Origin of the sequence: Paenibacillus sp. B1-35 (assembly GCF_050474385.1) — a bacterium.
GTDB lineage: Bacteria > Bacillota > Bacilli > Paenibacillales > Paenibacillaceae > Paenibacillus_B > Paenibacillus_B alvei.
Genome location: NZ_JBCHVJ010000007.1, coordinates 1 through 24,450, shown reverse-complemented (window position 1 = coordinate 24,450; position 24,450 = coordinate 1). Strand labels below are relative to the sequence as shown.

General features: G+C 46.6%; 24 protein-coding genes and 1 other annotated feature. Of the genes, 23 read left to right on the top strand and 1 reads right to left on the bottom strand.

The window, feature by feature from the left end:
* Nucleotides 1-170: 170 nt before the first annotated feature.
* The 17 genes from ACQ5BJ_RS21260 (at nucleotide 171) to obgE (ending at nucleotide 15,839) form a co-directional block, all read left to right on the top strand.
* Complete coding sequence (locus ACQ5BJ_RS21260; RefSeq protein ID WP_367667624.1) at nucleotides 171-1,532, top strand: SPOR domain-containing protein; 1,362 nt, start codon at nucleotides 171-173, stop codon at nucleotides 1,530-1,532.
* Nucleotides 1,533-1,796: 264 nt separating this feature from the next.
* On the top strand, nucleotides 1,797-2,405 hold the full coding sequence (locus ACQ5BJ_RS21255; RefSeq protein ID WP_005547364.1) for a Maf family protein: 609 nt from the start codon (nucleotides 1,797-1,799) through the stop codon (nucleotides 2,403-2,405).
* A 170-nt stretch (nucleotides 2,406-2,575) separates the two neighbouring features.
* A complete protein-coding gene (gene radC, locus ACQ5BJ_RS21250; protein ID WP_005547366.1) occupies nucleotides 2,576-3,262 on the top strand; it encodes a RadC family protein in 687 nt (228 codons plus the stop codon).
* 43 nt (nucleotides 3,263-3,305) lie between these two features.
* Nucleotides 3,306-4,340: a rod shape-determining protein gene (locus ACQ5BJ_RS21245; protein ID WP_005547368.1), complete on the top strand. Its 1,035-nt coding sequence runs from the start codon at nucleotides 3,306-3,308 to the stop codon at nucleotides 4,338-4,340.
* A gap of 187 nt (nucleotides 4,341-4,527) precedes the next feature.
* The gene (gene mreC, locus ACQ5BJ_RS21240; RefSeq protein ID WP_040735979.1) at nucleotides 4,528-5,430 is read left to right on the top strand and encodes a rod shape-determining protein MreC; all 903 of its coding nucleotides are present in this window, start codon (nucleotides 4,528-4,530) and stop codon (nucleotides 5,428-5,430) included.
* Nucleotides 5,427-5,954 (top strand): rod shape-determining protein MreD, encoded by a 528-nt coding sequence (gene mreD / locus ACQ5BJ_RS21235; protein WP_005547373.1) that lies wholly within the window; start codon nucleotides 5,427-5,429, stop codon nucleotides 5,952-5,954. Before mreC ends, mreD begins: the two co-directional genes overlap by 4 nt.
* 227 nt (nucleotides 5,955-6,181) lie before the next feature.
* Nucleotides 6,182-6,838: a septum site-determining protein MinC gene (minC, locus tag ACQ5BJ_RS21230; RefSeq protein WP_040736033.1), complete on the top strand. Its 657-nt coding sequence runs from the start codon at nucleotides 6,182-6,184 to the stop codon at nucleotides 6,836-6,838.
* 4 nt (nucleotides 6,839-6,842) lie between these two features.
* On the top strand, nucleotides 6,843-7,640 hold the full coding sequence (gene minD, locus ACQ5BJ_RS21225; RefSeq protein ID WP_005547377.1) for a septum site-determining protein MinD: 798 nt from the start codon (nucleotides 6,843-6,845) through the stop codon (nucleotides 7,638-7,640).
* 7 nt (nucleotides 7,641-7,647) lie between these two features.
* Nucleotides 7,648-8,805: an FtsW/RodA/SpoVE family cell cycle protein gene (locus ACQ5BJ_RS21220; RefSeq protein ID WP_005547378.1), complete on the top strand. Its 1,158-nt coding sequence runs from the start codon at nucleotides 7,648-7,650 to the stop codon at nucleotides 8,803-8,805.
* A 223-nt stretch (nucleotides 8,806-9,028) separates the two neighbouring features.
* The gene (locus ACQ5BJ_RS21215; protein WP_430112274.1) at nucleotides 9,029-9,961 is read left to right on the top strand and encodes a peptidoglycan DD-metalloendopeptidase family protein; all 933 of its coding nucleotides are present in this window, start codon (nucleotides 9,029-9,031) and stop codon (nucleotides 9,959-9,961) included.
* Entirely contained in the window at nucleotides 9,954-10,823 is an 870-nt protein-coding gene (locus ACQ5BJ_RS21210; RefSeq protein ID WP_005547382.1) for a site-2 protease family protein, read from the top strand. The genes ACQ5BJ_RS21215 and ACQ5BJ_RS21210 overlap by 8 nt, the downstream gene beginning before the upstream one ends.
* Before the next feature lie 164 nt (nucleotides 10,824-10,987).
* Nucleotides 10,988-12,253, top strand: coding sequence for an Rne/Rng family ribonuclease (locus ACQ5BJ_RS21205; RefSeq protein WP_268599230.1), 1,266 nt, complete (start codon nucleotides 10,988-10,990; stop codon nucleotides 12,251-12,253).
* Nucleotides 12,254-12,306: 53 nt separating this feature from the next.
* Nucleotides 12,307-12,386 (top strand) — a sequence feature (ribosomal protein L21 leader region).
* Between the two features lie 13 nt (nucleotides 12,387-12,399).
* Nucleotides 12,400-12,711 carry a 50S ribosomal protein L21 gene (gene rplU / locus ACQ5BJ_RS21200; RefSeq protein WP_005547385.1) on the top strand — a complete coding sequence of 104 codons (312 nt, stop codon included), beginning with the start codon at nucleotides 12,400-12,402 and terminating at the stop codon, nucleotides 12,709-12,711.
* An 11-nt stretch (nucleotides 12,712-12,722) separates the two neighbouring features.
* On the top strand, nucleotides 12,723-13,049 hold the full coding sequence (locus tag ACQ5BJ_RS21195; RefSeq protein ID WP_005547386.1) for a ribosomal-processing cysteine protease Prp: 327 nt from the start codon (nucleotides 12,723-12,725) through the stop codon (nucleotides 13,047-13,049).
* Between the two features lie 22 nt (nucleotides 13,050-13,071).
* The gene (rpmA, locus tag ACQ5BJ_RS21190) at nucleotides 13,072-13,383 is read left to right on the top strand and encodes a 50S ribosomal protein L27 (protein ID WP_005547387.1); all 312 of its coding nucleotides are present in this window, start codon (nucleotides 13,072-13,074) and stop codon (nucleotides 13,381-13,383) included.
* Nucleotides 13,384-13,754: 371 nt separating this feature from the next.
* Entirely contained in the window at nucleotides 13,755-14,510 is a 756-nt protein-coding gene (locus ACQ5BJ_RS21185) for a Spo0B domain-containing protein (protein WP_005547388.1), read from the top strand.
* 12 nt (nucleotides 14,511-14,522) lie between these two features.
* Nucleotides 14,523-15,839 (top strand): GTPase ObgE, encoded by a 1,317-nt coding sequence (obgE, locus tag ACQ5BJ_RS21180; protein ID WP_005547389.1) that lies wholly within the window; start codon nucleotides 14,523-14,525, stop codon nucleotides 15,837-15,839.
* Between the two features lie 75 nt (nucleotides 15,840-15,914).
* Here the strand turns inward: obgE and ACQ5BJ_RS21175 are convergent, their stop codons facing one another.
* On the bottom strand, nucleotides 15,915-16,517 hold the full coding sequence (locus ACQ5BJ_RS21175; RefSeq protein WP_430112270.1) for an aldo/keto reductase: 603 nt from the start codon (nucleotides 16,515-16,517) through the stop codon (nucleotides 15,915-15,917).
* Nucleotides 16,518-16,812: 295 nt separating this feature from the next.
* On the opposite strand from ACQ5BJ_RS21175, the gene ACQ5BJ_RS21170 reads away from it, so the two are divergent.
* The 6 genes from ACQ5BJ_RS21170 (at nucleotide 16,813) to ACQ5BJ_RS21145 (ending at nucleotide 24,047) form a co-directional block, all read left to right on the top strand.
* A complete protein-coding gene (locus tag ACQ5BJ_RS21170; RefSeq protein ID WP_005547391.1) occupies nucleotides 16,813-17,250 on the top strand; it encodes an ACT domain-containing protein in 438 nt (145 codons plus the stop codon).
* An 84-nt stretch (nucleotides 17,251-17,334) separates the two neighbouring features.
* Nucleotides 17,335-18,621, top strand: coding sequence for a homoserine dehydrogenase (locus tag ACQ5BJ_RS21165; protein ID WP_005547392.1), 1,287 nt, complete (start codon nucleotides 17,335-17,337; stop codon nucleotides 18,619-18,621).
* Nucleotides 18,622-18,656: 35 nt separating this feature from the next.
* Nucleotides 18,657-19,724 (top strand): threonine synthase, encoded by a 1,068-nt coding sequence (gene thrC, locus ACQ5BJ_RS21160; protein WP_430112268.1) that lies wholly within the window; start codon nucleotides 18,657-18,659, stop codon nucleotides 19,722-19,724.
* The gene (gene thrB / locus ACQ5BJ_RS21155) at nucleotides 19,724-20,683 is read left to right on the top strand and encodes a homoserine kinase (RefSeq protein WP_367667684.1); all 960 of its coding nucleotides are present in this window, start codon (nucleotides 19,724-19,726) and stop codon (nucleotides 20,681-20,683) included. The genes thrC and thrB overlap by 1 nt, the downstream gene beginning before the upstream one ends.
* 21 nt (nucleotides 20,684-20,704) lie before the next feature.
* Nucleotides 20,705-21,565, top strand: a complete 861-nt coding sequence (gene pheA, locus ACQ5BJ_RS21150; RefSeq protein ID WP_005547397.1) for a prephenate dehydratase — start codon at nucleotides 20,705-20,707, stop codon at nucleotides 21,563-21,565.
* Between the two features lie 151 nt (nucleotides 21,566-21,716).
* Nucleotides 21,717-24,047 carry a LysM peptidoglycan-binding domain-containing protein gene (locus ACQ5BJ_RS21145; protein ID WP_430112265.1) on the top strand — a complete coding sequence of 777 codons (2,331 nt, stop codon included), beginning with the start codon at nucleotides 21,717-21,719 and terminating at the stop codon, nucleotides 24,045-24,047.
* Nucleotides 24,048-24,450: the final 403 nt, after the last annotated feature.

Below are 24,450 nucleotides of genomic sequence, written 5' to 3'. Positions count from 1 at the left end.
CTTTGTTCTTTCTTCTGTATCCTATGCTAGAGTTATGAGATGCGATAAGACTCTTGCGGCATGATATATTAAGTGTTTTTTCTAGCAATTAATTTGTGAGTTCGGTTCTATTGGAATGCAATCTAGCATAAATCTACTAATAACCAATAGGACAAGGTAGGTGTTCGGTAATGAGTAACATGAGAGCGAAAATGACATTTCGATTCGATGATTCCAATCAAGGTAAGGATAAGCTTGAACGCCAAGGGATGGAGACGAACAAGAAGAGTGAGCGTCTTACGGACTGGGAGGAGCTGTCTGATGGTACGATTGTGAATAGCATAGAGCCTGACCGGACAGGCCAGGCAGAACACGAGGAATACAGTGAGGCAATTACGGTGGAGAACCGACATATAGAGAAGGCCGAAAGTGATATTCTTCCAGTTAAACCAATACATGAACCCGTAGAGAACGAGCATGAACGAGTAGAGAGATGGATTCGTGAGACGGATCATCAGCCTGGATATGAAATTCCGAAAAACGGTTACTCTCTTTCCTCCTCTATAGAGGATCCTGCTTCCGGTTCGTTAAGCGATCAAGGGGAATTGCTATGGAATGGAGTTCATACACGCTCTCGCAAGCCCCCGGTATGGAGAGTCATAGCATCGGTTGCAGGAGCGCTTGCTACAGGTGCTTTATTCGGCTTTCTTGCTTTGTCCTTGTTCAAGGGAGAAGTGTCGATGCCGAATCCAAACAATGCTATTCCCGTATTCGCCAACGATAAACAAGGGAAAGGCGGCGAGTCCTCCGCTCATGGAACGGCAACTAATGAACAGAGTAAGGTGAAGGCAGGAGATACAACAAGCAAGCCGTCGTCTGCTGCGAGTGGAGGAGGCTCGGCTGCCACCGCTACAGGCTTGTATGTAACGGATGTAAATATACCGGAAAAAGTATTTTACATGCTGCAATACGGTGTGTTCGCGCAGGAAGAAGGGGCTCAGAAAGCAGCGTCTGAGCTAAGGGAACTCGGTATGGCTGCGATGGCGGAGAAGTCTGATCAGCATCGCGTCTATGCAGCGATAGCAACTTCGAAGGAGGATGCGATGGGATTAAGTTCGCTGCTGAAAAACAAACAGATGGAGTTATATGTACGGACATTGAATCGGCCCGCCATTGCCAAGCTTGCATTTCAAGGCGATTCTGCCTCCGTTGAGCAGTTCCTTGGTCAAAGTGATGTTGTGAATGATTGGCTAATGACGCAATCAATCGTTTATTTAGAAAAGGCAAATACAGAAGCATTCTCTCAAGAGATCACGGAACAGCTAAGAAAGGATCACCAGAAGTGGACACAGCAAATGAGCGCTGTACAAAAGGGGATCCCTGATCAATCCAAGACTTCATGGACAGAACTGGTTCAGAGCATGAACACGGCTATCAGCGCGGTGAATGAATATAATAAGCAGCCTTCATCCTCGCATTTGTGGAGCATTCAGCAGGCTGTTATGCATTATCGCAATGCGGAGGCGGCTTGGCTAGAAACGATGAAGGTTTAAAACGCGAAGCAGAAGCGGACACATTAGATTGCTCATATGGACAGAGTCCGGTAATGGACTTTGTTTTTTTTCTATAACAGAACTTGTATTCGTATCGGAATAGTGAAAGGGAGAGACGAACGGATGGAAATTGGGGGTGTTGGTTGAATTACCATAAATTGTTCATCTATTTATTACAAAGATCATCATTTGAATGTTTGTTTCGACAGTCAGTTCCGCGTATAATAGAACAGTGTCAAAAAATGGCGAGGAGCGACTTCGAAAATGAGTAAATCAAAATTCGAGAGACCAACTATCGTTATGGCTTCCTCCTCTCCACGGAGACAGGAGCTTGTCCGATCACTCGGTCTTCCTTATGTGGTGCATCCAAGCGATGCTGATGAAACGGTAGCCGCTGATATGCCGCCAGATTGCATTGTTGAAACGTTGGCGCTGCGCAAGGCGAGGGCAGTAGCTGATATTCGCAGAGCAGCAGGTGAGGGTGGTATTGTTATCGGTTCAGACACTATTGTAGTGCTGGATGGCAAGGTACTGGGCAAGCCTATAAATGAAGAAGATGCGGTTCAAATGTTGACCTCGCTGCAAGGAAATGCTCACAAGGTCTATACTGGTGTAGCAATGATCGACGCAGCAGGAAAGCATACTGAGGTTGCGCATGGGGTTACAACCGTCCATATGAAGCCATGGACAGAAGAGCAAATACGTCGCTATGTTGCAACAGGCGAGCCAATGGACAAGGCCGGGGCCTATGGGATTCAAGGAATTGGCTCTACGCTCGTTACGCACATCGATGGCTGTTATTTCAATGTAGTTGGATTGCCGTTGTCGCTCGTCAGCGATATGCTGGCGACGTTCGACATCATTGTTCCGTAGCGGCGAGCTGAAATGCAATTGAAAGCGGCATGGCAAGCATGGATTGCAATTGGGTAATGAATGTGAAATGATGATTACAAGACGGTCCAAATGAACAGCGGATGCCGACAATGATATGCCTCGTCGGCGCATGATGGCGACCGGACAATCGACTATAGGGGGTTGTAAGAATGGGACATAGTCCACTTCTACGCGATCTTCCCCATGAAGAACGTCCGAGAGAGCGCATGATGCAATATGGGGCAGAATCGATAAGCCATGCTGAATTACTTGCTATATTACTGCGTACAGGTACAAGGAACGAGTCTGCTATTACGTTGGCGCAGCGAATATTGAATCAGGTAGGTCAACTGCGGCATTTGCATGATATGTCTATCACGGAATTGACTGCAATTCGTGGTATAGGGGACGCTAAGGCGCTGCAATTGAAGGCCGGATTAGAATTAGGACGCCGTATGTCGCGCTCTTGTCTGGAAGATGCCCTGCAGATACGACAGCCGCAAGATGCTGCTGATTTGCTGATGGAATCTATGCGATACTATGACAAGGAACATTTTATTTGTTTGTTTTTGAATACGAAGAATCGAATTATAGCTCAGGAAACGATTTCGATCGGCATCCTGGATGCCTCTTTGGTACATCCCCGCGAAGTGTTTAAAGCCGCTCTGAAGTGCGGTGCGGCTTCCATCATATGTGCTCACAATCACCCGAGTGGAGATCCAACACCAAGCCCGGAGGATGTTGCCCTTACAAGGCGGCTCATGGAGGCTGGGGAGATTGTTGGCATCGAACTGCTGGACCATTTGGTTATTGGCGATAACCAATATGTGAGTTTGAAGGAACGCGGGCTCATGTAATATAATGATTGAGATTGAAGGTTATAAAAAGGAGATTAACATCATGTTGGGTGGCTTTACGAAAGATTTAGGAATTGACTTGGGAACTGCAAATACATTGGTCTATGTACGCGGAAAAGGTGTCGTTGTGCGTGAACCGTCTGTGGTAGCAATCCGCACAGATTCGAAGACGATCGAGGCGGTAGGTGAAGCCGCGAAAAATATGATTGGACGTACACCGGGGAATATCCGTGCAATCCGTCCAATGAAAGACGGAGTCATTGCAGACTTTGACACAACTGCGACAATGATAAAATATTTCATTCGGCAAGCTCAGAAGCAGCGTTCGCTGTTCCCGCGCCATCCGAACGTAATGGTATGCGTGCCTTCCGGCATCACGGCCGTAGAACAGCGTGCGGTTGAAGACGCTACGAAGCAAGCGGGAGCTAGAGAAGCTTATACGATTGAAGAGCCGTTTGCGGCCGCTATCGGTGCTGATCTGCCTGTATGGGAACCGACAGGAAGCATGGTTGTTGATATTGGTGGCGGTACGACTGAGGTAGCTGTTATTTCCCTCGGGGGTATTGTGACATGCCGTTCCGTTCGCGTTGCAGGCGATGAAATGGACGAAGCAATTATTCAATTCATTAAGCGCCAATACAATTTGATGATTGGTGAGCGTACGGCAGAACAGTTGAAGATGGATATCGGTTCTGCTATGGGACTTGATGAAGAAGAAAAGATGGAAATTCGCGGCCGCGACTTGTTGACAGGTCTTCCGAAGCCACTAACGATTTCCTCGAACGAAATTACAGATGCATTGGCAGATACAGTGAGCTCAATTGTGGAAGCTGTTAAGGTAACGTTGGAGAAATGTCCTCCTGAATTGGCAGCTGATATTATGGATCGCGGTATTGTTCTGACTGGCGGCGGCGCCTTGCTCCGCAATCTAGACAAGCTGTTGGCTCGTGAAACTGGAATGCCGGTCATCGTGGCAGAGAACCCGCTAGATTGCGTAGCGATTGGTACTGGACGCGCGCTTGACAATATTCATTTGTTCAAGGGACGCAGCAGTTCAGCGCTTCGTTCCAAACGATAAGAATACGCCCATGAGGTAGTCTGATACCCGCGTCGATTCGTTCCACCGACGCGGGCATTGTTATCGCTAAGGGTTGCTGCCAAGCTTCATGCTGGCATGATGCTTGCGGGAACGACTGGATGATGGCAAGCGGGCATCATGAGCAACCTCTTTTCTGAGGGAACGAGTACCTCTTTACGATGAGAAGGTGTTAATTCTGTTTAAGCTTTTGGGGAACAAACGTTTATTTTTGATGTTGTTCGGCCTTATTTTATTTATTGCGTTGATGGGGTTTACGTTAGGCGGACGACTGAATCTTACATGGCCAGAGAAGTTTGTACATGACACCGTAACCTTTGTGCAGCAAATTTTCTATCGGCCAGCTTCTTATGTATCGAATTTCGTGAGGGATATTGGCAATCTGAAAGACCTGCATGAAGAAAACGTGCAGTTGAAGACGATGCTCGCACAATATACACGGGATAAAGCTTACTACAATTCGATTGCAGCGGAAAATAAACGGCTTCAGGACGATCTGAACTTTACAGAGCGGCAGAAGCAAATGAATTTGCCTTACAAGTACCGCATTGCACAGGTGACGTCGATTAATGTAGCGGATCCGTTCAACCAGACGCTGAACTTGAACCTTGGTTCAAAAAATGGTGTGCGTCAAGGGATGCCTGTCATTTCGACGGAAGGTGTAGTGGGGATTGTGAGCCGTGTATTCGAATTCTCCTCAACTGTTCAGCTGCTGACGAATATGGATGAGAAGGATCCGAATTCACCTGCGATTTCGGCTACTGTGCTCGGCAAGGAAAACAAGTCTTTCGGCATAATTGAGTCTTATGATCATAGTAGCGGTACGTTCTTAATGACACGTATTCAAGAGGATGATGAACTGGAGGAGGGGGATACAATTGTATCGTCTGGCCTTGGAGGTTCATTCCCGAAAGGTCTCGTTCTTGGGCAAGTTGTATCACGGCAAGTAGGGGATATTGGGTTAACGCATTCCGCAACTGTTAAGCCTGCTGCAACTTATCGCGACTGGCGTGAGCTGTTCATTGTCATCACACCAGATATGAATGAGACTGGGAAAGAGGCGCAGCAATGAATCGAAACTGGATGATCGTATTCATGTTCATTCTCTTCCTGATGGAAGGATCGCTGCTGCCTGTATTAATTCCAGATGCATGGCAAGGACGGATTGTGCCGCAGTTGGTATTCATCGTAATCCTGTATCATGCCGTATATCATCATCGGCATGCTGCATTGATGATGGGATTGGGATTCGGGTTTCTGCAGGATATTGTATATTATGGACATATGCTGGGCCCGCATACATTTAGCATGGGGCTGCTCGGATATTTGACGGGATTGCTTTTTGCGTCCCGCCACACAGCCATGATTTCGATGATGATCATTTCAGTATTCGGCACCTTTGCCTATCAGACGATGCTATATGCGGCCTACCGGCTGTTTGGCTTGCATGGAATGACGTTCGAATATGCAATATTCGATTTTATGATTCCGAGCCTGATTGTGCAGCTTATATTTTCGTTGGCCATATATGTTCCGATGCGAAGATGGTTCGACCATTTATCTGGGAAGAAATCTACCGAAGATGAACAGGGGTGATAGCCGTCTTGGAATTGTTTCCAGACGGCTTGTGCCTTTTTATGATCCTGTATCAGAAATTGTATGTTGAATACGTAATACATGTGCTTGTAACAAAGCAACTCTCATAAAACAAAGCCCGTTCGAAGAAACAGACAATTATGAGGGAATTTCTTATGTTTCAACACGGTATTGCAGGAACTTTCCTCTTCCATCTCGAAAAAGATAAAATTGGGGAGGGACCTTTCATGACGGCCAAGCCACTGGTAACGATTAAAGGCACGAAGGACGGCCTAGTGTTCCTGCTTGACGATAAGTGTGAATTTACAGTCTTGTTGGGTGAATTGCGCGACAAGCTTGAACATACACCGCATTTTTTCGACGGGCCAATTGTTTATGTCGATGTCAAGTTAGGAGCCCGTGCTGTGACAGACGAGCAGAAGACAGAAGTGCTGGGCGTGCTGCGGCAGCAAGGGAATTTACTCGTACGTTCGATTGAATCTATTGTGGATAAGAAGGCGGAGCAGAAGGGGTATCATATCGAAACGAGAACCGGTATGGTACGTTCCGGACAGGTGCTGCGTCACGAAGGAAATTTATTGTTTTTAGGGGATGTCAACCCTAGCGGAATAATTGTATGCACAGGCGATGTATTTGTCCTGGGGGCACTGCGTGGAACGGTTCATGCAGGAGTAGAAGGAGAACTTTCCGCTGTCATCGCGGCCTCGTTATTTGCACCGACGCAATTGCGCATAGGTGAAATCATTAGCAGACCGCCGGATGAATGGGGGGTTACTCAATCGCATATGGAGTTTGCTTATGTGCATGACAATGTCATGCAAATTGATAAAATCTCGCAGCTTCATCGCGTTCGCAAGGACATCAATATGTTCAAAGGAGTGTAGGAGGATGGGAGAGGCAATCGTCGTCACTTCGGGCAAAGGCGGCGTCGGTAAGACGACGACATCCGCGAATATTGGTACCGCGCTTGCTTTGCTCGGCAAAAAGGTGTGTATGATCGATACAGATATCGGTCTTCGCAACCTAGACGTCGTGATGGGGCTTGAAAATCGTATCATCTATGATATTTGCGATGTTGCGGATGGCCGTTGCCGCTTGAATCAAGCGCTTGTCAAGGACAAGCGGTTTGATGAATTGTATATGCTGCCTGCAGCACAGACAAAGGACAAGCTGGCAGTGTCGCCAGAGCAGGTTAAGGATATCGTTCTGGAGTTAAAAAAGGACTTCGAATATATTATCATTGACTGTCCGGCAGGTATTGAGCAAGGGTTTAAAAATGCAATTGCCGGCGCAGATCATGCTATCGTCGTTACGACACCTGAGAATGCAGCAGTTCGTGATGCTGATCGAATTATTGGGCTTCTGGAGAATTCCGAAGTCTCCTCGCCGAAGCTGATTGTAAACCGGGTTCGTGCCAATATGATGAAGAAGGATGGCGGAATGCTCGAGTTGGACGATATTTTGCAAGTGCTCAATATCGATCTGCTCGGCGTGGTTCCTGATGATGAATTGGTTATTAAAGCCGCTAACTCTGGGGAGCCTACGGTCATGAATCCGGATGCTCCTGCTGCTGTGGCTTATCGCAATATCGCGCGCCGCATCCTAGGGGATACAGTGCCGCTTATGCCGCTTGAGCAGAAGAAGGGCGTGCTGAACCGCGTGAAGAAGTTTTTTGGAATGGGATGATTAATCAGTGCTGAACAAGCTGAAACGAATTGATTGGATAATAGTCAGTATTTTGCTCGTGTTTTCAATATTCAGCCCACTGGTCATCTTGAGTGCAACGCATGGAGATGCGACGTTTAGTGATACCTCCATGATGATGAAAACGATCATATTTTATGTGATCGGCTTCATCCTTATGTTTGCTGTAGCACTGTTCGATTATCGGCTGTTATTAAAAAGCTGGCCCATTTCGATGGGAATCACAATCGTGCTTCTCGTAGGCGTGTTTTTCTTTGGGGCGAATATAAACGGTGCTGTTGGCTGGTATAAGCTCCCCGGAGGGCAGACCTTCCAGCCTGCTGAGCTTGCGAAAATTACGCTCATCTTCGCGCTCGCGCAATTGCTAGGGAGAAGGGACGGAGATCCGCTAACGTTTACGAAGGATTTGCTTCCAATCGGACTTATAACGCTACTTCCATTTGGACTGGTTGTTATTCAGCCTGACCTCGGTAACGCCATTATATATATCGTTATTCTAATTGGGATGCTGTGGATAGGAGCTGTTAAATACCGGCATGTTCTTGTGGCCCTCATTTGTGTGGCTGTCTTAGGGGGAGCAGTGTATGCTTCGTTTACGACCTTCAACAAAGAAGTGAAGGATTTCTTCGTCTACAAGCTCGAGAAGAAACATTGGTATGAACGGATTAATACGTTTATTAACCCAGACGATGCAACGGATGATGCGAAGCATCAGTCCAACTATGCGATGATTGCCATCGGCTCTGGCGGCCTAAGCGGCGACGGGTATTTGAAGGGCGAGCTGAAGCAGCGCAGCTTCATACCATATACGTACTCGGATGCTATATTCGTCGTAATTGGCGAAGAATTCGGTTTCCAGGGCTCAGCCCTACTGCTGCTGTTATACTTTCTGATGATTTACAGGATGATTCTCATTGCCTTCCAGTGCTATGACCTGCGGGGATCCTACATGATTATCGGTATCGTGTCGATGTTCGTGTTCCAAATTTTCGAGAATATAGGGATGATGATTGGCTTGATGCCAATTACCGGGATTACATTGCCATTCATCAGTTATGGCGGTACATCGCTCCTCTTAAATATGATTTGTATTGGACTGGTCATGAGCATACACATCTATCAGGAAAAATATCAAATAGAGCCTTAATTAGGTCTGGCTTGAGCCAAGGTCTTACTATACACAGATTGCAACTGCGGCGGCAGCATGTCCATAACGGACGTGCTGCCGCTTTTTCGTACAACCGCTTGTTCTCTAGTTCGCTGTTCATATATGCTGCGGGCTTGTCATACATATGGGATAAGCACCTCATTAAGTCGGTTAAAACTTGCATACTTGCTGATGAATTGGGTTAAGAAGGGATGAGACAAGCATGAAAGAGGACATTCGACGTCGAAGACAGGAGCGAATCCGAGACATTCTAATTGCTGAAGAAGTAAAACGCAAGTCGCATGCGGTGGAAGATGTGGATGGAATATCGTCTCCGCCTGCCTTTGTTCACCCTGAAGTGGTGTTGAGCTATCCCTCCGCAACGGTTGACAATAAAAACATAGAACAGCGCGAGGACTACGAATCGAGCCGGAGGTCTCAATATGACCCTGAGCAGCAGTGGAAGCTGAACCGAACACAATGGAATGAGCGTTATGGATGGGAGGAACCTCCTTCAAGGGGAGGCAGTGTGTGGCGTTCTTGGCGTTCCAGACTTCTTGTATCTATTCTGTTGTTCGCTGCTGCTTACGGAATTACATCCTTCCCGGCTGAGTGGAATGCACCAATGCGGGCCTGGATACAAACGTCTCTCCATGACGAAATGGATATGCGGCCGATTGCGGCCTGGTATGAACGAACCTTTGCTGGAACACCTGTATTCATCCCTTTGTTTCCACAAGATAAGGAATCTACGAAGACTGTACAGGCCGCTCATTCCTATCCGCCTCCGATTAAGGGGCAGATTGTGCAACCTTTTGCTATGAATTTAAGGAGCGTCGCTATTGAACCTGATGATTCTAATGGTACAGCGATCGAAGTTCAGAATATCGCTACTGGTAAAATTGAACAAGTAACAACAGATGAGAAGAACGGCATCACGGTAGTCGTTCAGCATGCTGATGGTCTAGTGTCGGTATATGGTGGACTTTCATCCAGCTCGGTTCAAGTAGATGACTGGCTTGAGTCTGGTGCGACCATAGGCACGATTCAGGGCAATGGAAAGTCTGCAGGGATAGGCACTAATCCCGTGCTTACCTTTGCCATGCAGCAGCGCGGAGTATATATTGACCCGGCGGATGTGATACGACTTGATTAAATGGGGTGGAACCACCTATTCGCTTCATCCATTATTCATCATTCTCATGGCTGCAGCTGCTGTTACAGGTTATATGTACGAACTGCTTACCTTATTTGCAATTGTTTTTATTCATGAATTAGGACATGTTGCTTGCGCCAAAGCATTTGGCTGGAGCATCACTGAGGTTAAGCTGCTTCCATTCGGGGGGATGGCAGAGACCGAGGATGGGGCCCTGTCTCCTGCATGGCAAGAGTGGGTAGTAGCGATAGCTGGCCCCGTGCAGAACGGACTCATGATACTCATTGCGTTGTATTTGAAAACGATGGGGTGGTGCAGCCCGGAATGGGCAGATGGATTTATTCAGGCGAATGCTTTTATTGGATTGTTCAATTTGCTGCCGATCCTCCCGCTTGATGGCGGCAGAATGATGCAAGCTGCGTACTCACTATGGATGAGTTACCATCGAACACTGTTGATTGGTGCCCGGATCAGTCTTGGCTGTAGTGTGATCATGTTGTTATACAGCATGTATCCGTTACTGACAGGCGGCAAGCTGAATCTTAATCTCATGATGATGGCGTTATTTTTGATTTGGACCAACTGGGAGGAGCATCGAAATATCCCTTTTCGCTTCGTACGCTTCCTTATGCATCGCCCAACAAGATTGCGAGAGTGGGAACGGGCGGTGACATTAGGGCGCCCGATTGTAACAGAAGGCGGACGCTCGTTATCACGAATTGTGCGTCTGTTCCGAAGAGATGATTATCATTTTATATACGTAGTAGGCGATGAAGGGCGAATTGTACGGATAATGCCAGAGCAGCAGCTAATCGATGCTTTTTTTGAAGAGCCGCCGCCTCGCAATAGTATAAAGGAATGAACCAAGGTGTGCGGTTTTGGCTTAGTTTACTGCTTTACCAAGCTTATAGAATTAAATTGAGGATCGAAAAAGATTTTTTCTGGTCTGTTCCATAAACCGGCATGTTCACCGTATCCTGCTTCATGTTACAATGGATGATGACGCGCTGTAGTAGAGGTGATACCATGAATCAGATGATTGTTCACTGTGAGGAACAGGTGACGCAGATGGCGTTGCTTGAACATGGTCGGCTCGTCGAATTTGCAGTCGAACGTGCAACTGGCACAACGCTGGTCGGCAGTTTATATAAGGGGAGAGTAGTGAATGTGCTTCCTGGAATGCAGGCTGCGTTCGTGGACATCGGACAGAAGAAGAATGCATTTTTATATGTCGATGATTGTTTGCATCCTCATTTGGAGAAACAACCTAAGCAAAAACCGCCGATAACAAGCCTGCTGCGTGTCGGACAGGAGCTTATCGTGCAAGTAATGAAGGATCCGTTAGGCAGCAAAGGCGCTCGTGTTACAACGCACTATTCGCTGCCTGGCAGATATTCGGTGTTTATGCCATATGCTGATTATATCGGTGTATCTAAGAAAATTGAGCAAGAATCGGAACGCAGTCGTTTGAAACAGCTTGCTGACCAGCTTCGCCAAGACGAAGAGGGAATGATCATTCGTACCGTTGCTCAAGGCGAATCAACTGAGACGCTCGAGGGGGATATTGAATCACTTCGCAAGCTGTGGGGGGATATCGGTATACGTGCCAAGGAGGCTCAGGCTCCCACTTTGCTGCACCGTGACTTAAGCATGGTGGAACGGCTTGTTCGTGATGCATTCTCGCGCGAGGTTGATCAGCTGCTCATTGATGATGTCCGCCAATTGAAAAAGGTTCAGTCGTTTGTTCGTTCGTTTGCCCCTGATTTGGAAAATCGAATTCACGTATATAAGGACAGCGAGCCGCTATTTACTCGTTACCGGGTTAAAGATCAACTGGACAAGGCCTTTCAGCGCAAGACATGGCTGCAAAGCGGAGGGTATCTTGTATGGGATCAAACGGAAGCGCTGACTGTTATTGATGTGAACACGGGAAAATATACGGGAACAAGCGATTTGGAAGAAACCGTATTTTTAACGAATCTGGAGGCGGCGGAAGAGATTGCGCGTCTTATTCGTCTTCGCGATATCGGCGGCATTATCATTGTTGATTTCATCGATATGGAAACGGAAGAACATCGAGTACGTGTTGTAGAACGATTAGAGACGATGATGCGGAAGGATCGCACTAAGTGTCTGGTTGTTGGCTGGACGAAGCTTGGTCTGATGGAACTGACACGAAAAAAAGTTCGTGCACAGGTTATGCATCAATTGTTCCACACTTGTCCCGAGTGCGAGGGGAGCGGGGTAGTTCCCTCTTCTCTTTCCGAACGGGGAACGGAATTTATACGTTGATTTTTATGACGAACTATGCTAAGATCTACGGGTATGTGTAAAGTCTAGTGCTGCACATGCTGTAACCGCTCCAGACAGGTATAAGAGTGAAGCCATGCTTTACCACCTGATTTAGGCGAGTCTGAGACATGAGGAGGTGCAACACAATGTACGCAATTATCGAAACAGGTGGCAAGCAGTACAAAGTTCAAGCAGGTGATGTATTGTACATCGAGAAGCTGAACGCTGCTGAAGGCGAAAGCGTGACATTTGACCGTGTATTGGCAGTATCCAAGGACAACGGTTTGGTCACAGGTACTCCGGTAGTATCCGGTGCTACTGTTACGGCGAAAGTTGAAAAGCATGGAAAAGGCGCGAAAATTGTCGTGTACAAGTACAAAGCGAAAAAGAACTACCGTCGTAAGCAAGGTCATCGTCAACCATATACAAAAGTGACGATTGAGAACATTCAGGCGTAAGAGGGTGCCATATGATTCGCATTACTATACGGCGCAAGCCGGATCGTTCAATCGAGAGTTTCTCCATTGAAGGACATGCGAATTATGCTCGCCACGGAGAGGATATCGTATGTGCGGGAGTCTCTTCGGTATCGGTGGGCGTGGTGAACGCCATTGAAGCATTGACAGGCATTGAGCTTGATTGCGAGATGAAGGATGGCTTTTTGAGCGGACGTGTTCCGCACATTGGACAGCCTGATATCGAAGCTAAGGTTCAATTGCTGTTGGAGTCGATGATCGTCAGTTTGTACACGATCGAAACTTCATACGATTCGTATCTTCAAATAGAAGACAATTAAGTGAGCAAGGAGGTAGACTATAATGTTGAAACTGAACCTTCAGTTGTTCGCATCCAAAAAAGGGGTAGGTTCCACAAAGAACGGCCGTGACAGTATCGGTCGCCGTCTTGGTGTGAAGCGCTCCGACGGTCAAGTAGTTACTGCTGGCAGCATTTTGGTGCGTCAACGTGGTACGAAAATTCACCCAGGTAACAACGTGGGCATCGGTAAGGACGACACTCTGTTCGCAAAAGTGGACGGCGTTGTTAAGTTCGAACGTTGGGGCCGCGATCGCAAAAAAGCGAGCGTCTACCCGGTTGAAGCTGCACCAGTTGCAGCAGCTGTGGAGAACTAAGACGACTGAAAACCCTCGGCTTGAGCCGAGGGTTTTTTTAATGATAAGAGTGACGAGATTCCTCAGTCATACAAAGAGCTTTCCTTGTAAATATGGCAGCTCGTTCAAAACTGTAGTTACACAGCAGAGGGCTGTCTCGTTAGAGGTTGCGCCTCAACATTTCCTTTTTAACCTGCTTACGATTTCCCGCATATCACCGCACTTCAAGCGGTCCGCATGCTTTCTAAATTCTATTGAGATTTGGAATGATTTATGTAAATCCTTTAATTCTTAGTATGATTTTGTTTGGACGCGATTTCAGGCACATGATATACTGAAATTCGGGGAGTTTGTACATAAATGGAAATGTGTGAGTATCGGGGAGCGAAGGGATGAATAGGACAAGCTTATGGATCGGCTGTTGTTTTGCTGTCGCTGCAGTTAGCGCAACAGCGATCATTGGTTGCAATATGCACATCGGATGGCGTATTGGACTCACATTCGTTATGGCTGCCAGTATTGGCGCAGCATTTTGGCTGTTCTCGCGACAACTGAAGCGACGAAGTGAAGAAATGCTTCAAGACGCCCAATTATCCGCAATTCAATTAATGAATCATCAGCGTCATGATTGGATGAATGACTTGCAGCTTCTGTATGGATATGTTCGTTTGAAAAAATACGATAAATTACCGGACTGCGTGGAAACAATAAAGGAAAGAATGGCGGAGGAAAGCCGTATTGCCAAGCTTGGTCTTCCGGAACTTATTATGTTTTTAATGCAGCACCGTACCTCTGGAGGTACGATGCCGCTTAAGGTAATAATTCCAGAGCCGCTTGAACTCGACCGATTGAACCTGACGGTGGATGCCGTCCGCTTGACGAATATGATTGTGGAGTCAGTTCACACGTTCCGCTTCGCATCCAAGGAGCAGGGGGATGCTTATTGTCCGCTGCAGCTTGCGATATGGTGTGAACCGAACCAACTTAACATTCAATATCAATTAGAGGGTAAACTGCTTCGGCCGGGCGAAGTGGCCGAGAAGCTCAGACGAATTGCGATGGAACGCGGCGTGCGGCTGGAGCAGTTGTCGGCGAATCAACATGATGGGCAGGATGCCTACCATATAGTCGTGCCATGCAGTGCATAATGAGGTGACAGCATGTTTGTAGATAAGACGAGGATTTATGTAAAAGGCGGCGACGGAGGCGATGGAATCGTCTCGTACCGCAGGGAAAAATATGTGCCAATGGGTGGACCCGCTGGCGGTGACGGAGGAAATGGCGGCGACGTTATTTTCCGTGTTGATGAAGGGTTGCGTACGCTTGTAGATTTCCGTTATCAGAAGCATTTTAAGGCTGACCGTGGCGAGAAGGGCCGGAATAAGAGCCGGCATGGGGCGAATGCCGAGGATATGATTGTCCGCGTTCCGCCTGGAACAGTAGTCATCGATGACGATACGAAGGAAGTTATTGCAGACCTGACACGTCAAGGGCAAGAAGTTGTTATCGCGAAGGGCGGTCGAGGAGGCCGGGGTAACATTCGTTTTGCGACAGCAAATAATCCTGCGCCAGAGCTTGCTGAACGTGGAGAAGAAGGACAAGAGCGCTGGGTTATTCTTGAGCTGAAGGTTATGGCTGATGTAGGCTTAGTCGGATTCCCGAGTGTTGGCAAGTCGACGCTCCTTTCCGTTGTGTCTTCGGCACAGCCGAAGATTGGCGCGTATCATTTTACGACAATTACACCGAACTTAGGGATGGTCGATGTTGGAGAAGGACGCAGTTTCGTAATGGCCGATCTTCCAGGATTGATCGAAGGTGCTCATACGGGGATTGGACTAGGTCATGAATTCCTTCGTCACGTTGAGCGTACCCGTATCATTATCCATGTCGTTGATATGGCTGGCACTGAGGGGCGAGAGCCATTTGACGACTGGGTGAAGATAAACGAGGAATTAAAGCTGTATAACGAGAAGTTGGCCGAGCGACCTCAAATCATTGCAGCCAATAAAATGGATATGCCCGAAGCGGAAGAGAACTTGGCAATATTCCGTGAGAAAGTTCGTGAGATGACGGGAAGCGATATCGAAATTATGCCAATCTCTTCACTTACACGCCAAGGGATTCAAGAGCTGCTTTATAAAGCAATGGATATGCTTGAAGCTTTGCCTGAGGCGCCTGAAGTAGAAGAAGTTGCAGAGGTTGAAGAACGTAAAATTTACCGCTTTGAGAAAACGAAACACGATTCAGAATTTACAATTCGTCGCGAGAACGATACATTTGTTGTCGAAAGCGAAGCGGTTGAAAATATGCTGAAGCGTATGCAAATGAACTCGCATGATGCTATTTTGCGTTTTGCACGTACGCTTCGCCATATGGGAATCGACGAAGCGCTGCGGAAGCGCGGCGCAACGGATGGAACGATTGTGCGCATTGCTGACTTTGAGTTTGAATTTGTCGAAGGCAGCAGCTACTATTGATTGCCTACTGTATCAACGATGGAACGCCAGATCCTATATTGGGTCTGGCGTTTTTTATTTGTGCCATATTCTTGATCAAATGGAGTGTTTGCTCGACGAAGCAAGATTCGTTAGAAGCGATATATCGGCCGCGTCCAGCAGAAGATCGATACCGCGTGTACTGTCAGTCATATTAAGCGCTTGTTGGCACTGAGCGACAGAGACGTTGGACAAGCCCAAATGAAGAATTTTTCCTTCATTTTGCAGCCGGATTAATTCACCTACTGATTCCTCGAACGGGACATCAGGATCTGGGGCATGCAGGATGTACATAGGATGGTATTCTCGCTGTAAGGTGCGCAGGCTGTGTTCGCATGCCGCTCGAAGTGAGTGGGGCTTGCCGTCACAAATCCATGTACCGTTCGGACGAGCCAAGCCCCCTTTCGTTATAATCAGATAATCATCACTCGAATAGCCGGACAGCGCTTCTTGCAGCAAGTGCTCATTGTGACCGAGATCGTGTTCATCGAGGCAGTATGTATTTGCCGTGTCAAATAGCGAAATACCGCTTTCGAATGCAGCTTGAATGACAGCAATTGCTTGTGACCTGTCAGGTCTGCCGGAGACGGATAAGGGAGCGCATCCCAGACCTAGTCTAGATACCTTCGTATTAGAATTGCCAAGCCATGTTTGTATCATGAAAAATTCTACCTCCCAAAAAATCGTTGGATACAGCAGGCAAGCGCTTATTTTCACTGATTGTAAGGTGATACTGTATTGCGAGAGAAAGGTTTCGTGTTTTTCAGCGAGATTTTATTTTTAGAAAAAAACTAGGAAAACGATGGGGATAATCATGTATAATGTATTCAACTTTTTAGAACAGCAAGTTGCATGAATAAGCGATTTTTATAGATAGCCTATTGCCAACCTATGTACATATCCGCTATAATGTCCTCTATAAATAAACAAAAGTCTTTATACGGAGGACTTGATCATGGCAGAGCGATATTACTTGGTGAGAGAAGACATATTGCCAGAGGCGGTAGTGAAGACGGTAAGAGCAAAGCAATTGCTCGCAACAGGTGAAGTAAAGACGGTTCATGAGGCTGCTGAGCGAGTTGATTTGAGCCGGAGTGCTTTCTACAAATATAAAGACGGCATCTTCCCGCTTAATCAACTGGAGCGCGAACGGATTGTAACCATTTCTATGGATTTGGATCATCGTTCTGGCATTTTGTCCAAGGTGCTTGGTTCCGTCGCCTCATTTGAAGGAAACGTACTTACGATTAATCAGACGATTCCACTGCAAGGAATAGCCAATGTAGTGATTTCAGTAGAAACATCACTGATTGCAGAGCCGTTCGGTAACATGCTGGATGCGCTTCGTGATATTCCTGGTGTGAAGCGTGTGACAATCATCGGACAAGGATAAGTGTACTTGCTTAATTTACATCGGTATTCGTTATCACTACATGAAGATACAGACAGTTGCTGGGAGAAGGGGAGGAACCGGTTTATGAAGCCAATTAAAGTTGGATTGCTAGGTTTAGGGACGGTAGGAACTGGTGTTGTACGTATTGTGGAGGGGCATCAAGAAGATTTGTCCAGCCAAGTAGGATCTCCGATTGTAATTGAGAAGGTACTCGTGAACAACATTCATAAGGAACGCAGTATTAGCATTCCTGAGTATAAATTAACCGAACATGCTGAAGACATTATTAATAACCCTGATATCGATATTGTGATCGAGGTCATGGGCGGTCTTGAGCCGACGAAGCAGTATATCATGGATGCGCTGGATCGCGGCAAGCATGTGGTGACGGCAAATAAAGACTTGATGGCACTTCATGGTCGAGAGATTATGGCAAAGGCAAAAGCCAACCATTGTGATGTGCTGTACGAAGCGAGTGTGGCTGGCGGCATTCCGATTATTCGTACGCTGATGGAGAGCTTTTCATCCGATCGCATTAAGAAGATTATGGGGATCGTTAACGGAACAACGAACTATATTTTGACGAAAATGAGCAAGGAGGGTGCTGGGTACAAGGAAGTGTTGGAGGAAGCCCAGCAACTTGGATACGCAGAAGCCGATCCAACTTCTGATGTAGAGGGGCTGGATGCTGCACGTAAGATGGCTATATTAGCGACACTTGGATTCCATGCAGACGTAGCCTTAGAGGATGTTGAAGTCTGCGGCATCTCGCAAATTAAGAAAGAAGATATCTTATTTGCGAAGCGGCTTGGCTATGAGATGAAGCTGCTCGGCATTGCAGAGCGTCAGGACGATCAGATCAGCGTTGTTGTTCAGCCTACCATGATCAGCAGTGCACATCCACTCGCTTCGGTCAATGGTGTGTTCAATGCAGTTTACGTATACGGTGAGGCTGTAGGGGAAACGATGTTCTATGGTCCGGGTGCAGGTGAGATGCCTACTGCAACTTCAGTGGTGTCGGACTTGGCTGCTGTAATCAAGAATATGAAGCTCGGCGTGAATGGTCTGCGGGCGTTGACTCCTTATAGGGAAAAGAAATTAAAGACGGACGATCAGATTTCCTATAAAAACTTTATTCTTCTTCATGTCGAAGATAAGGCTGGGGTGCTTGCACAGATTACGCAAGTGTTTGCAGAATACGATGTCAGTCTTGACTCGGTGGTTCAGCAGCCGAATCCACATCATCCAGATGCTGAAATTATTATTATTACGCATCAAGCTAGCCAAGCCAGTATGAAGAAGGTATTTAAACATTTTGAAGAACTGGACGTTATTAAATCCATCAAGAGCGCATATCGGGTAGAAGGTTAATTCTTCACTTTGGCAGCAGAAAAGGGGTTATTTCGATGAGATACATGGGACTATTGGAATCATACAAATCATATTTGCCGATCAACGACAATACGCCGAAGCTAACGCTGCATGAGGGCAATACGCCGCTGATTCGCGCGGATCGTCTATCCGAAGAGTTTGGTTTGGATTTGTACTTTAAATATGAAGGGCTAAATCCTACTGGATCGTTCAAGGATCGCGGCATGGTAATGGCTGTAGCGAAGGCGGTTGAAGAGGGAAGCCGTACCATTATGTGTGCGTCTACAGGCAATACTTCCGCTGCGGCTGCTGCTTATGCAGCTCGTGCAGGTTTGAATTGCATCGTTCTTATTCCGAATAATAACATTGCACTTGGCAAGCTTGCGCAAGCGATGATCTACGGTGCCAAAATTATCGCCATTGAGGGTAACTTCGACCGTGCGCTTGAAATTGTAAGAGAAATTACGGCAAAGCATCCAATAACACTCGTGAACTCGGTAAATCCATATCGAATCGAGGGTCAAAAAACAGCGGCCTTCGAGGTGTGCGATCAATTGGGGAAAGCGCCAGACGTACTTGCGATCCCTGTTGGTAATGCCGGTAATATATCAGCTTACTGGAAAGGCTTCAAGGAGTACCATGCTGCGGGCAAGACGAGTTCCTTGCCGCGAATGGTTGGGTTCGAAGCAGAAGGAGCTATGGCAATCGTGAAAGGCGAGCCGATTGCGAATCCGGAAACCATTGCTACGGCCATCCGTATTGGCAATCCGGCGAGTTGGAAGACAGCAGTGGAAGCTGCGGAACAATCGAACGGTCAAATTAATTACGTAACCGACGAGCAAATTCTCGAAGCTTATCAATTGATGGCCGCGAAGGAAGGCGTATTTGCTGAACCTGGTTCTGCAGCGTCGCTAGCAGGCGTGCTTAAGCTTCATAAGGAAGGATACTTCAAGGGTGGTGAAACGGTAGTGAGTGTGCTCACAGGGCACGGCTTGAAGGATCCGAATATCGCAATTAAGACGGTAGCCAAGGAACCGCTTGTTGTCCAAGATACCGAAGAGGCAGTTATGGAAGCTATTGCGAAGCTGGAGCGTGAACAATAATGTGGCGGGAAGAAGGCGTGCTCGTGCGTGTACCGGCGAGCACTGCAAATTTAGGTCCAGGGTTCGATACGCTTGGCATGGCCCTTAAGCTGCATCTATGGATTGCAATGAAGCCGGCTGATCATACTGTCATCAGATTGCATGGCTCTAATTTGAACGGGATTCCGACAGATAGGAGCAATTTAATTTATCGCCTTGCACAATCTGTATTTGCCGAAGCGGGTGTTGAGCAGTGTCCGATTGAAATGGACGTATACAGTGAAATCCCATTAACGAGAGGTCTCGGGAGCAGCGCCACAGCTATCGTTGGCGGTTTGGTTGCCGCTAATAAGCTCATTGGTGAACCGCTCGATCTTGATCGTTTGTATGACATGGCGACAGCAATTGAGCAGCATCCGGACAATGTTGGTGCATCTCTTGTGGGCGGGGTTGTAGCAGCTGCATGGGATGGCAAGCATACGACATATGTACGTGTTGAGCCGGACTTCCATCTGTCTACGGTGGTCGCTATTCCACAATTTCAGCTCGCAACGAAGCAAGCTCGTGGCGTACTGCCTACTCAAGTAGATGTAGCAAGTGCCGTATTTAATATTAGCCGTTCCTCGCTGCTAGTTGCTGCTCTCAGCAATGGAAGATTTGATGTACTGTCTGAGGCGATGAAAGATTGCCTGCATCAGCCTTATCGTGCACAGCTAATACCGGGCATGACTTATATTTTAGAACATGCTGTTCAGTATGGTGCGCTTGGAGCCGCACTAAGTGGCGCCGGCCCGACATTGCTTGCCATGATTGACAAACGCCGTAATAGCCGTGAGTTGATTATGTTTATGAAGGATACATTTGCGGAACATCGCATTGAAGCTGTAGTGAAGGAATTAGAGCCAAGCCGGGAAGGTGCGGTATGCATCGGTTCATGGGGCGATATGGCATCGATTTTATCCGCACACATGCGTGAATAGCCGATAAAGGAGTTAGCGTACATGGCACGAATTGCATTATTGCCGGAAGGCTCAGTTTCTCATGAGGCCGCTTTGCACCTAGCTGGAAAAGACCATCAATTTGTACACTACAAGCTGATTTCGGATGTATTCCTTTCTACAGCGCGTGGCGACTCAGATTATAGTGTTATACCGATTGAGAATACAATTGAAGGCTCGGTCAATCTCCATATGGACTGGATTGTTCACGAGGTAGATTTGCCGTTTCAAGCGGAATGGGTGTATCCGTCTATTCAAAATCTTGTAGGCCGCCAAAAAGAAGTGCAGGGGGACTGGAGCAATATTCAAAAAATAATGTCTCATCCAGTGGCGATGGCTCAATGCATGCAGTATATCCGTACGTATTTGCCGCATGCCGAGCTGGAACATGTGAGCAGCACGGCTGAAGCGATTAGAATTGTGAAGCAAAATCCTGACCGCGGCTGGGCAGCCATTGGAACTACAATCGGTGCGCAAACCCATGGATTGGATATATTGGCACCGAAGGTGACGGATCACCAAAATAATTTTACACGTTTTGTGCTCATTGGGAAGAAGCCGCTTCAATTACCTCCTTCCGCAGCACAGAAGACGACGATTTTGGTTACGCTGCCTGAGGATTTTCCGGGGGCGCTTCATCAGGTGCTTTCTGCATTTGCATGGCGACGAATTAACTTGTCGCGTATTGAATCCCGGCCAACAAAGAGAAAGCTAGGCAGCTATTATTTCTATATCGATGTTGAAATGGCCTTAGACACAGTCTTGCTTCCTGCTGCAATTGAAGAAATCGAAGCAATTGGCTGTCAAGTGCGTATCCTTGGTACTTATCCAAGTTACTCGTACGAGTTTTCGTTAGCAGATTAGAGTTGTTGTCCTCCCTATTATAGGGAGGATTTTTTAGTTTTTATTGTATATTAGGATGTCAAACGCCTATTTGCTGCATAGGATATAATAGTTGATTACGGGCGTATGTCCGATTGGAGTAGGATGACGAACGTGTGGGAGGTTGCATGGAGTGAAAATACACATTGTTAAGAAAGGCGACACGCTTTATGCGCTGGCGAAAAAATACGGAATAACATTAGAAAAACTAATTTCCATGAATAGTCAGATTGCAAACCCGAATGAATTGGATGTAGGCATGAAAATCAAAGTTCCCTCTACTCCGGTTCCTTCTAGCGGGCATGAGATTGTACACAAGCATGTAGTAAAGGAAGGGGATACCCTGTGGAAGCTGTCCAAGGCATGGGGAATACCTCTTCAAACAATGATTGATGCGAATCCACAGCTCAAAAATCCGAATGTGCTGGTAATCGGTCAAGTTGTGAACATTCCGAAAGTGCAAGCAGACGGAAATGTTCCAGCACCTAATGAGAATGTGCCACCGCCTTCTAAAGAAGAACTGACCAAGCCAAAATCCGAAAATACCAAGCCAAAGGAAGAGATAACGAAGCCCAAATCGGAAGTTACTAAGCCAAAGGAAGAAGTAAATAAACCGAATGCTGAGGTAAAGCCGAAGGAAGAAGTAAATAAACCGAATGCTGAGGTAAAGCCGAAGGAAGAAGTAAATAAACCGAATGCTGAGGTAAAGCCGAAGGAAGAAGTAAATAAACCAAATGCTGAGGTAAAGCCGAAGGAAGAAGTAAATAAACCGAATGCTGAGGTAAAGCCGAAGGAAGAAGTAAATAAACCGAATGCTGAGATAAAGCCGAAAGAGGAAGTAAATAAACCGAATGCTGAGATAAAGCCGAAAGAGGAAGTAAATAAACCGAATGCTGAGATAAAGCCGAAGGAAGAAGTAACAAAGCCGAATGCTGAGATAAAACCGAAAGAGGAAGTAAAAAAACCAAAAGTTGAAATTGTCCAACCGAAAGTAGAGACGAAGAAACCAAAGAGTAAAACGGAATTTATGTATGAAATGGAAAAGGTAAATATAGTTAGTCCACAAAATGTGCCATGGGTAGGGAATGAACAGTTGCACTATAATCAGCCGATGAACTATCCGTCGAGCTTCAATCAGCCTATGGGGAATCAATCTTTTCAGAATCAGCCCAATATCCAACATCCTTTTGCAGCCCCGGCTCCATCATGCCCGCCAAACTATGAGATTCCTGTTCCAGTTCTTCCGCAATATGTTTCCCCGATCCCTTATGAGTCTTGTGGCTGTAATCAAATAAATAGTAATTGGTATCCATCCTATATCGAGCCAAATGTAACACCAAATATCCATCCGCATATACATCCTAACATCCATCCAAATGTAGAACCAAACATCCATCCGCATATACATCCTAACATCCATCCAAATGTAGAACCAAACATCCATCCGCATATACATCCTAACATCCATCCAAATGTAGAACCAAACATCCATCCGTATATACATCCTAACATCCATCCAAATGTAGAACCAAACATCCATCCGCACATACAGCCTAATGTACATCCAAATATAGAACCAAACAATCATCCGTATATACATCCTAACATCCATCCAAATGTAGAACCAAACATCCATCCGTATATACATCCTAACATCCATCCAAATGTAGAACCAAACATTCATCCGTATATCCAGCCTAATGTACATCCAAATATAGAACCAAACATCCATCCGCATATACATCCTAATGTCCATCCAAATGTAGAACCAAACATGAAACCAAAAGTTGAACCGAATAGCCAGTTGGCTCCTTACGACTATCATTGTATGCCGACGCCGATCTTTTGCGATCCAGGGTTCCCGCCTATTCCAACCGCCATTTATCCCCCTTATCCTCCGGTGTATGGTGGGGCAGCTTCAACAGTACCTGGATACATCCAATCTGCAATCCCGGCCGCCATTCCAACAGGGGTGTGGGGACCAGTCGGCTGCCAACCGTTCGTGTATCCTTGTGGTTATGAAAGTGAACATGGCAAACATAGTTATGAAAATCAATCATGGCCAAATGCATCCAATATGCATGCCCCTATTATGAAAGAGAATGATTCTTATATGCGGCCCTCTGGTTATAGCTCGGATGGTGTGAATTACAATCCAAGCCTGTATGGGGCAATTCCGGGACTGGCGAATTCGTCAATTGAGAGCAACGCTTCAAATACAGCGGATATTGACGGTCTCGGCGAGCGTGCAGAGGGAGGAGTAGAAGAAGTAGACTCGAACGTCGATACTGAAAACACCGAGGATAAAGAAGGCCATATTTCCAATGTGGGTTCAAAGGGAAAGCAAGCCAAGATCAAGGGGACTCCATCACGGACAACTAAAAAGAAAAAATCGTCGAAAAAGACGACAGCGCAGGAACGTTCTTCTATAAAAACAAGAAGTATTCCTTGGATCAACGGTTAGCCATAAGGGAATTGAAATATCAACTATGAAGGAACTGCAAAACGCAGTTTATCATGGTTGATATTTCCTGTTGTCAGAGTAGGACAAGCCGTGATATATTATAAATCCAGCCGCGAGATGCGGCGGCGCAGTAGAGCTTCAACGCTTGAAACAATCTTTTTCGAAAAAAGATTTCAAAAAAAGTGTTGACAACAAATCAGCTCCTGTGATAAGATGAAGTTCCTGTTGCGAAAGATGTTGAAAGATGTCGGAGCAACAAGAAACGAAGATTGTTCTTTGAAAACTGAACAACGAGCAACGTTTGTGAATGAGGTAGCAATACCTCGTCAAAAGATATGAGCAGTTCAAACTTAACTTTAACGGAGAGTTTGATCCTGGCTCAGGACGAACGCTGGCGGCGTGC

Bases quoted from the DNA above. Each gene is read 5' to 3' on its own strand.
- rpmA (WP_005547387.1), top strand. From the start codon at position 13,072: ATGTTGAAACTGAACCTTCAGTTGTTCGCATCCAAAAAAGGGGTAGGT.
- ACQ5BJ_RS21215 (WP_430112274.1), top strand. From the start codon at position 9,029: ATGAAAGAGGACATTCGACGTCGAAGACAGGAGCGAATCCGAGACATT.
- thrC (WP_430112268.1), top strand. From the start codon at position 18,657: ATGAGATACATGGGACTATTGGAATCATACAAATCATATTTGCCGATC.
- ACQ5BJ_RS21175 (WP_430112270.1), bottom strand. From the start codon at position 16,517: ATGATACAAACATGGCTTGGCAATTCTAATACGAAGGTATCTAGACTA.
- ACQ5BJ_RS21185 (WP_005547388.1), top strand. From the start codon at position 13,755: ATGAATAGGACAAGCTTATGGATCGGCTGTTGTTTTGCTGTCGCTGCA.
- ACQ5BJ_RS21260 (WP_367667624.1), top strand. From the start codon at position 171: ATGAGTAACATGAGAGCGAAAATGACATTTCGATTCGATGATTCCAAT.
- ACQ5BJ_RS21255 (WP_005547364.1), top strand. From the start codon at position 1,797: ATGAGTAAATCAAAATTCGAGAGACCAACTATCGTTATGGCTTCCTCC.
- ACQ5BJ_RS21170 (WP_005547391.1), top strand. From the start codon at position 16,813: ATGGCAGAGCGATATTACTTGGTGAGAGAAGACATATTGCCAGAGGCG.
- radC (WP_005547366.1), top strand. From the start codon at position 2,576: ATGGGACATAGTCCACTTCTACGCGATCTTCCCCATGAAGAACGTCCG.
- ACQ5BJ_RS21245 (WP_005547368.1), top strand. From the start codon at position 3,306: ATGTTGGGTGGCTTTACGAAAGATTTAGGAATTGACTTGGGAACTGCA.
- ACQ5BJ_RS21165 (WP_005547392.1), top strand. From the start codon at position 17,335: ATGAAGCCAATTAAAGTTGGATTGCTAGGTTTAGGGACGGTAGGAACT.
- rplU (WP_005547385.1), top strand. From the start codon at position 12,400: ATGTACGCAATTATCGAAACAGGTGGCAAGCAGTACAAAGTTCAAGCA.
- ACQ5BJ_RS21195 (WP_005547386.1), top strand. From the start codon at position 12,723: ATGATTCGCATTACTATACGGCGCAAGCCGGATCGTTCAATCGAGAGT.
- obgE (WP_005547389.1), top strand. From the start codon at position 14,523: ATGTTTGTAGATAAGACGAGGATTTATGTAAAAGGCGGCGACGGAGGC.
- minC (WP_040736033.1), top strand. From the start codon at position 6,182: ATGACGGCCAAGCCACTGGTAACGATTAAAGGCACGAAGGACGGCCTA.
- minD (WP_005547377.1), top strand. From the start codon at position 6,843: ATGGGAGAGGCAATCGTCGTCACTTCGGGCAAAGGCGGCGTCGGTAAG.
- pheA (WP_005547397.1), top strand. From the start codon at position 20,705: ATGGCACGAATTGCATTATTGCCGGAAGGCTCAGTTTCTCATGAGGCC.
- mreD (WP_005547373.1), top strand. From the start codon at position 5,427: ATGAATCGAAACTGGATGATCGTATTCATGTTCATTCTCTTCCTGATG.
- thrB (WP_367667684.1), top strand. From the start codon at position 19,724: ATGTGGCGGGAAGAAGGCGTGCTCGTGCGTGTACCGGCGAGCACTGCA.
- ACQ5BJ_RS21205 (WP_268599230.1), top strand. From the start codon at position 10,988: ATGAATCAGATGATTGTTCACTGTGAGGAACAGGTGACGCAGATGGCG.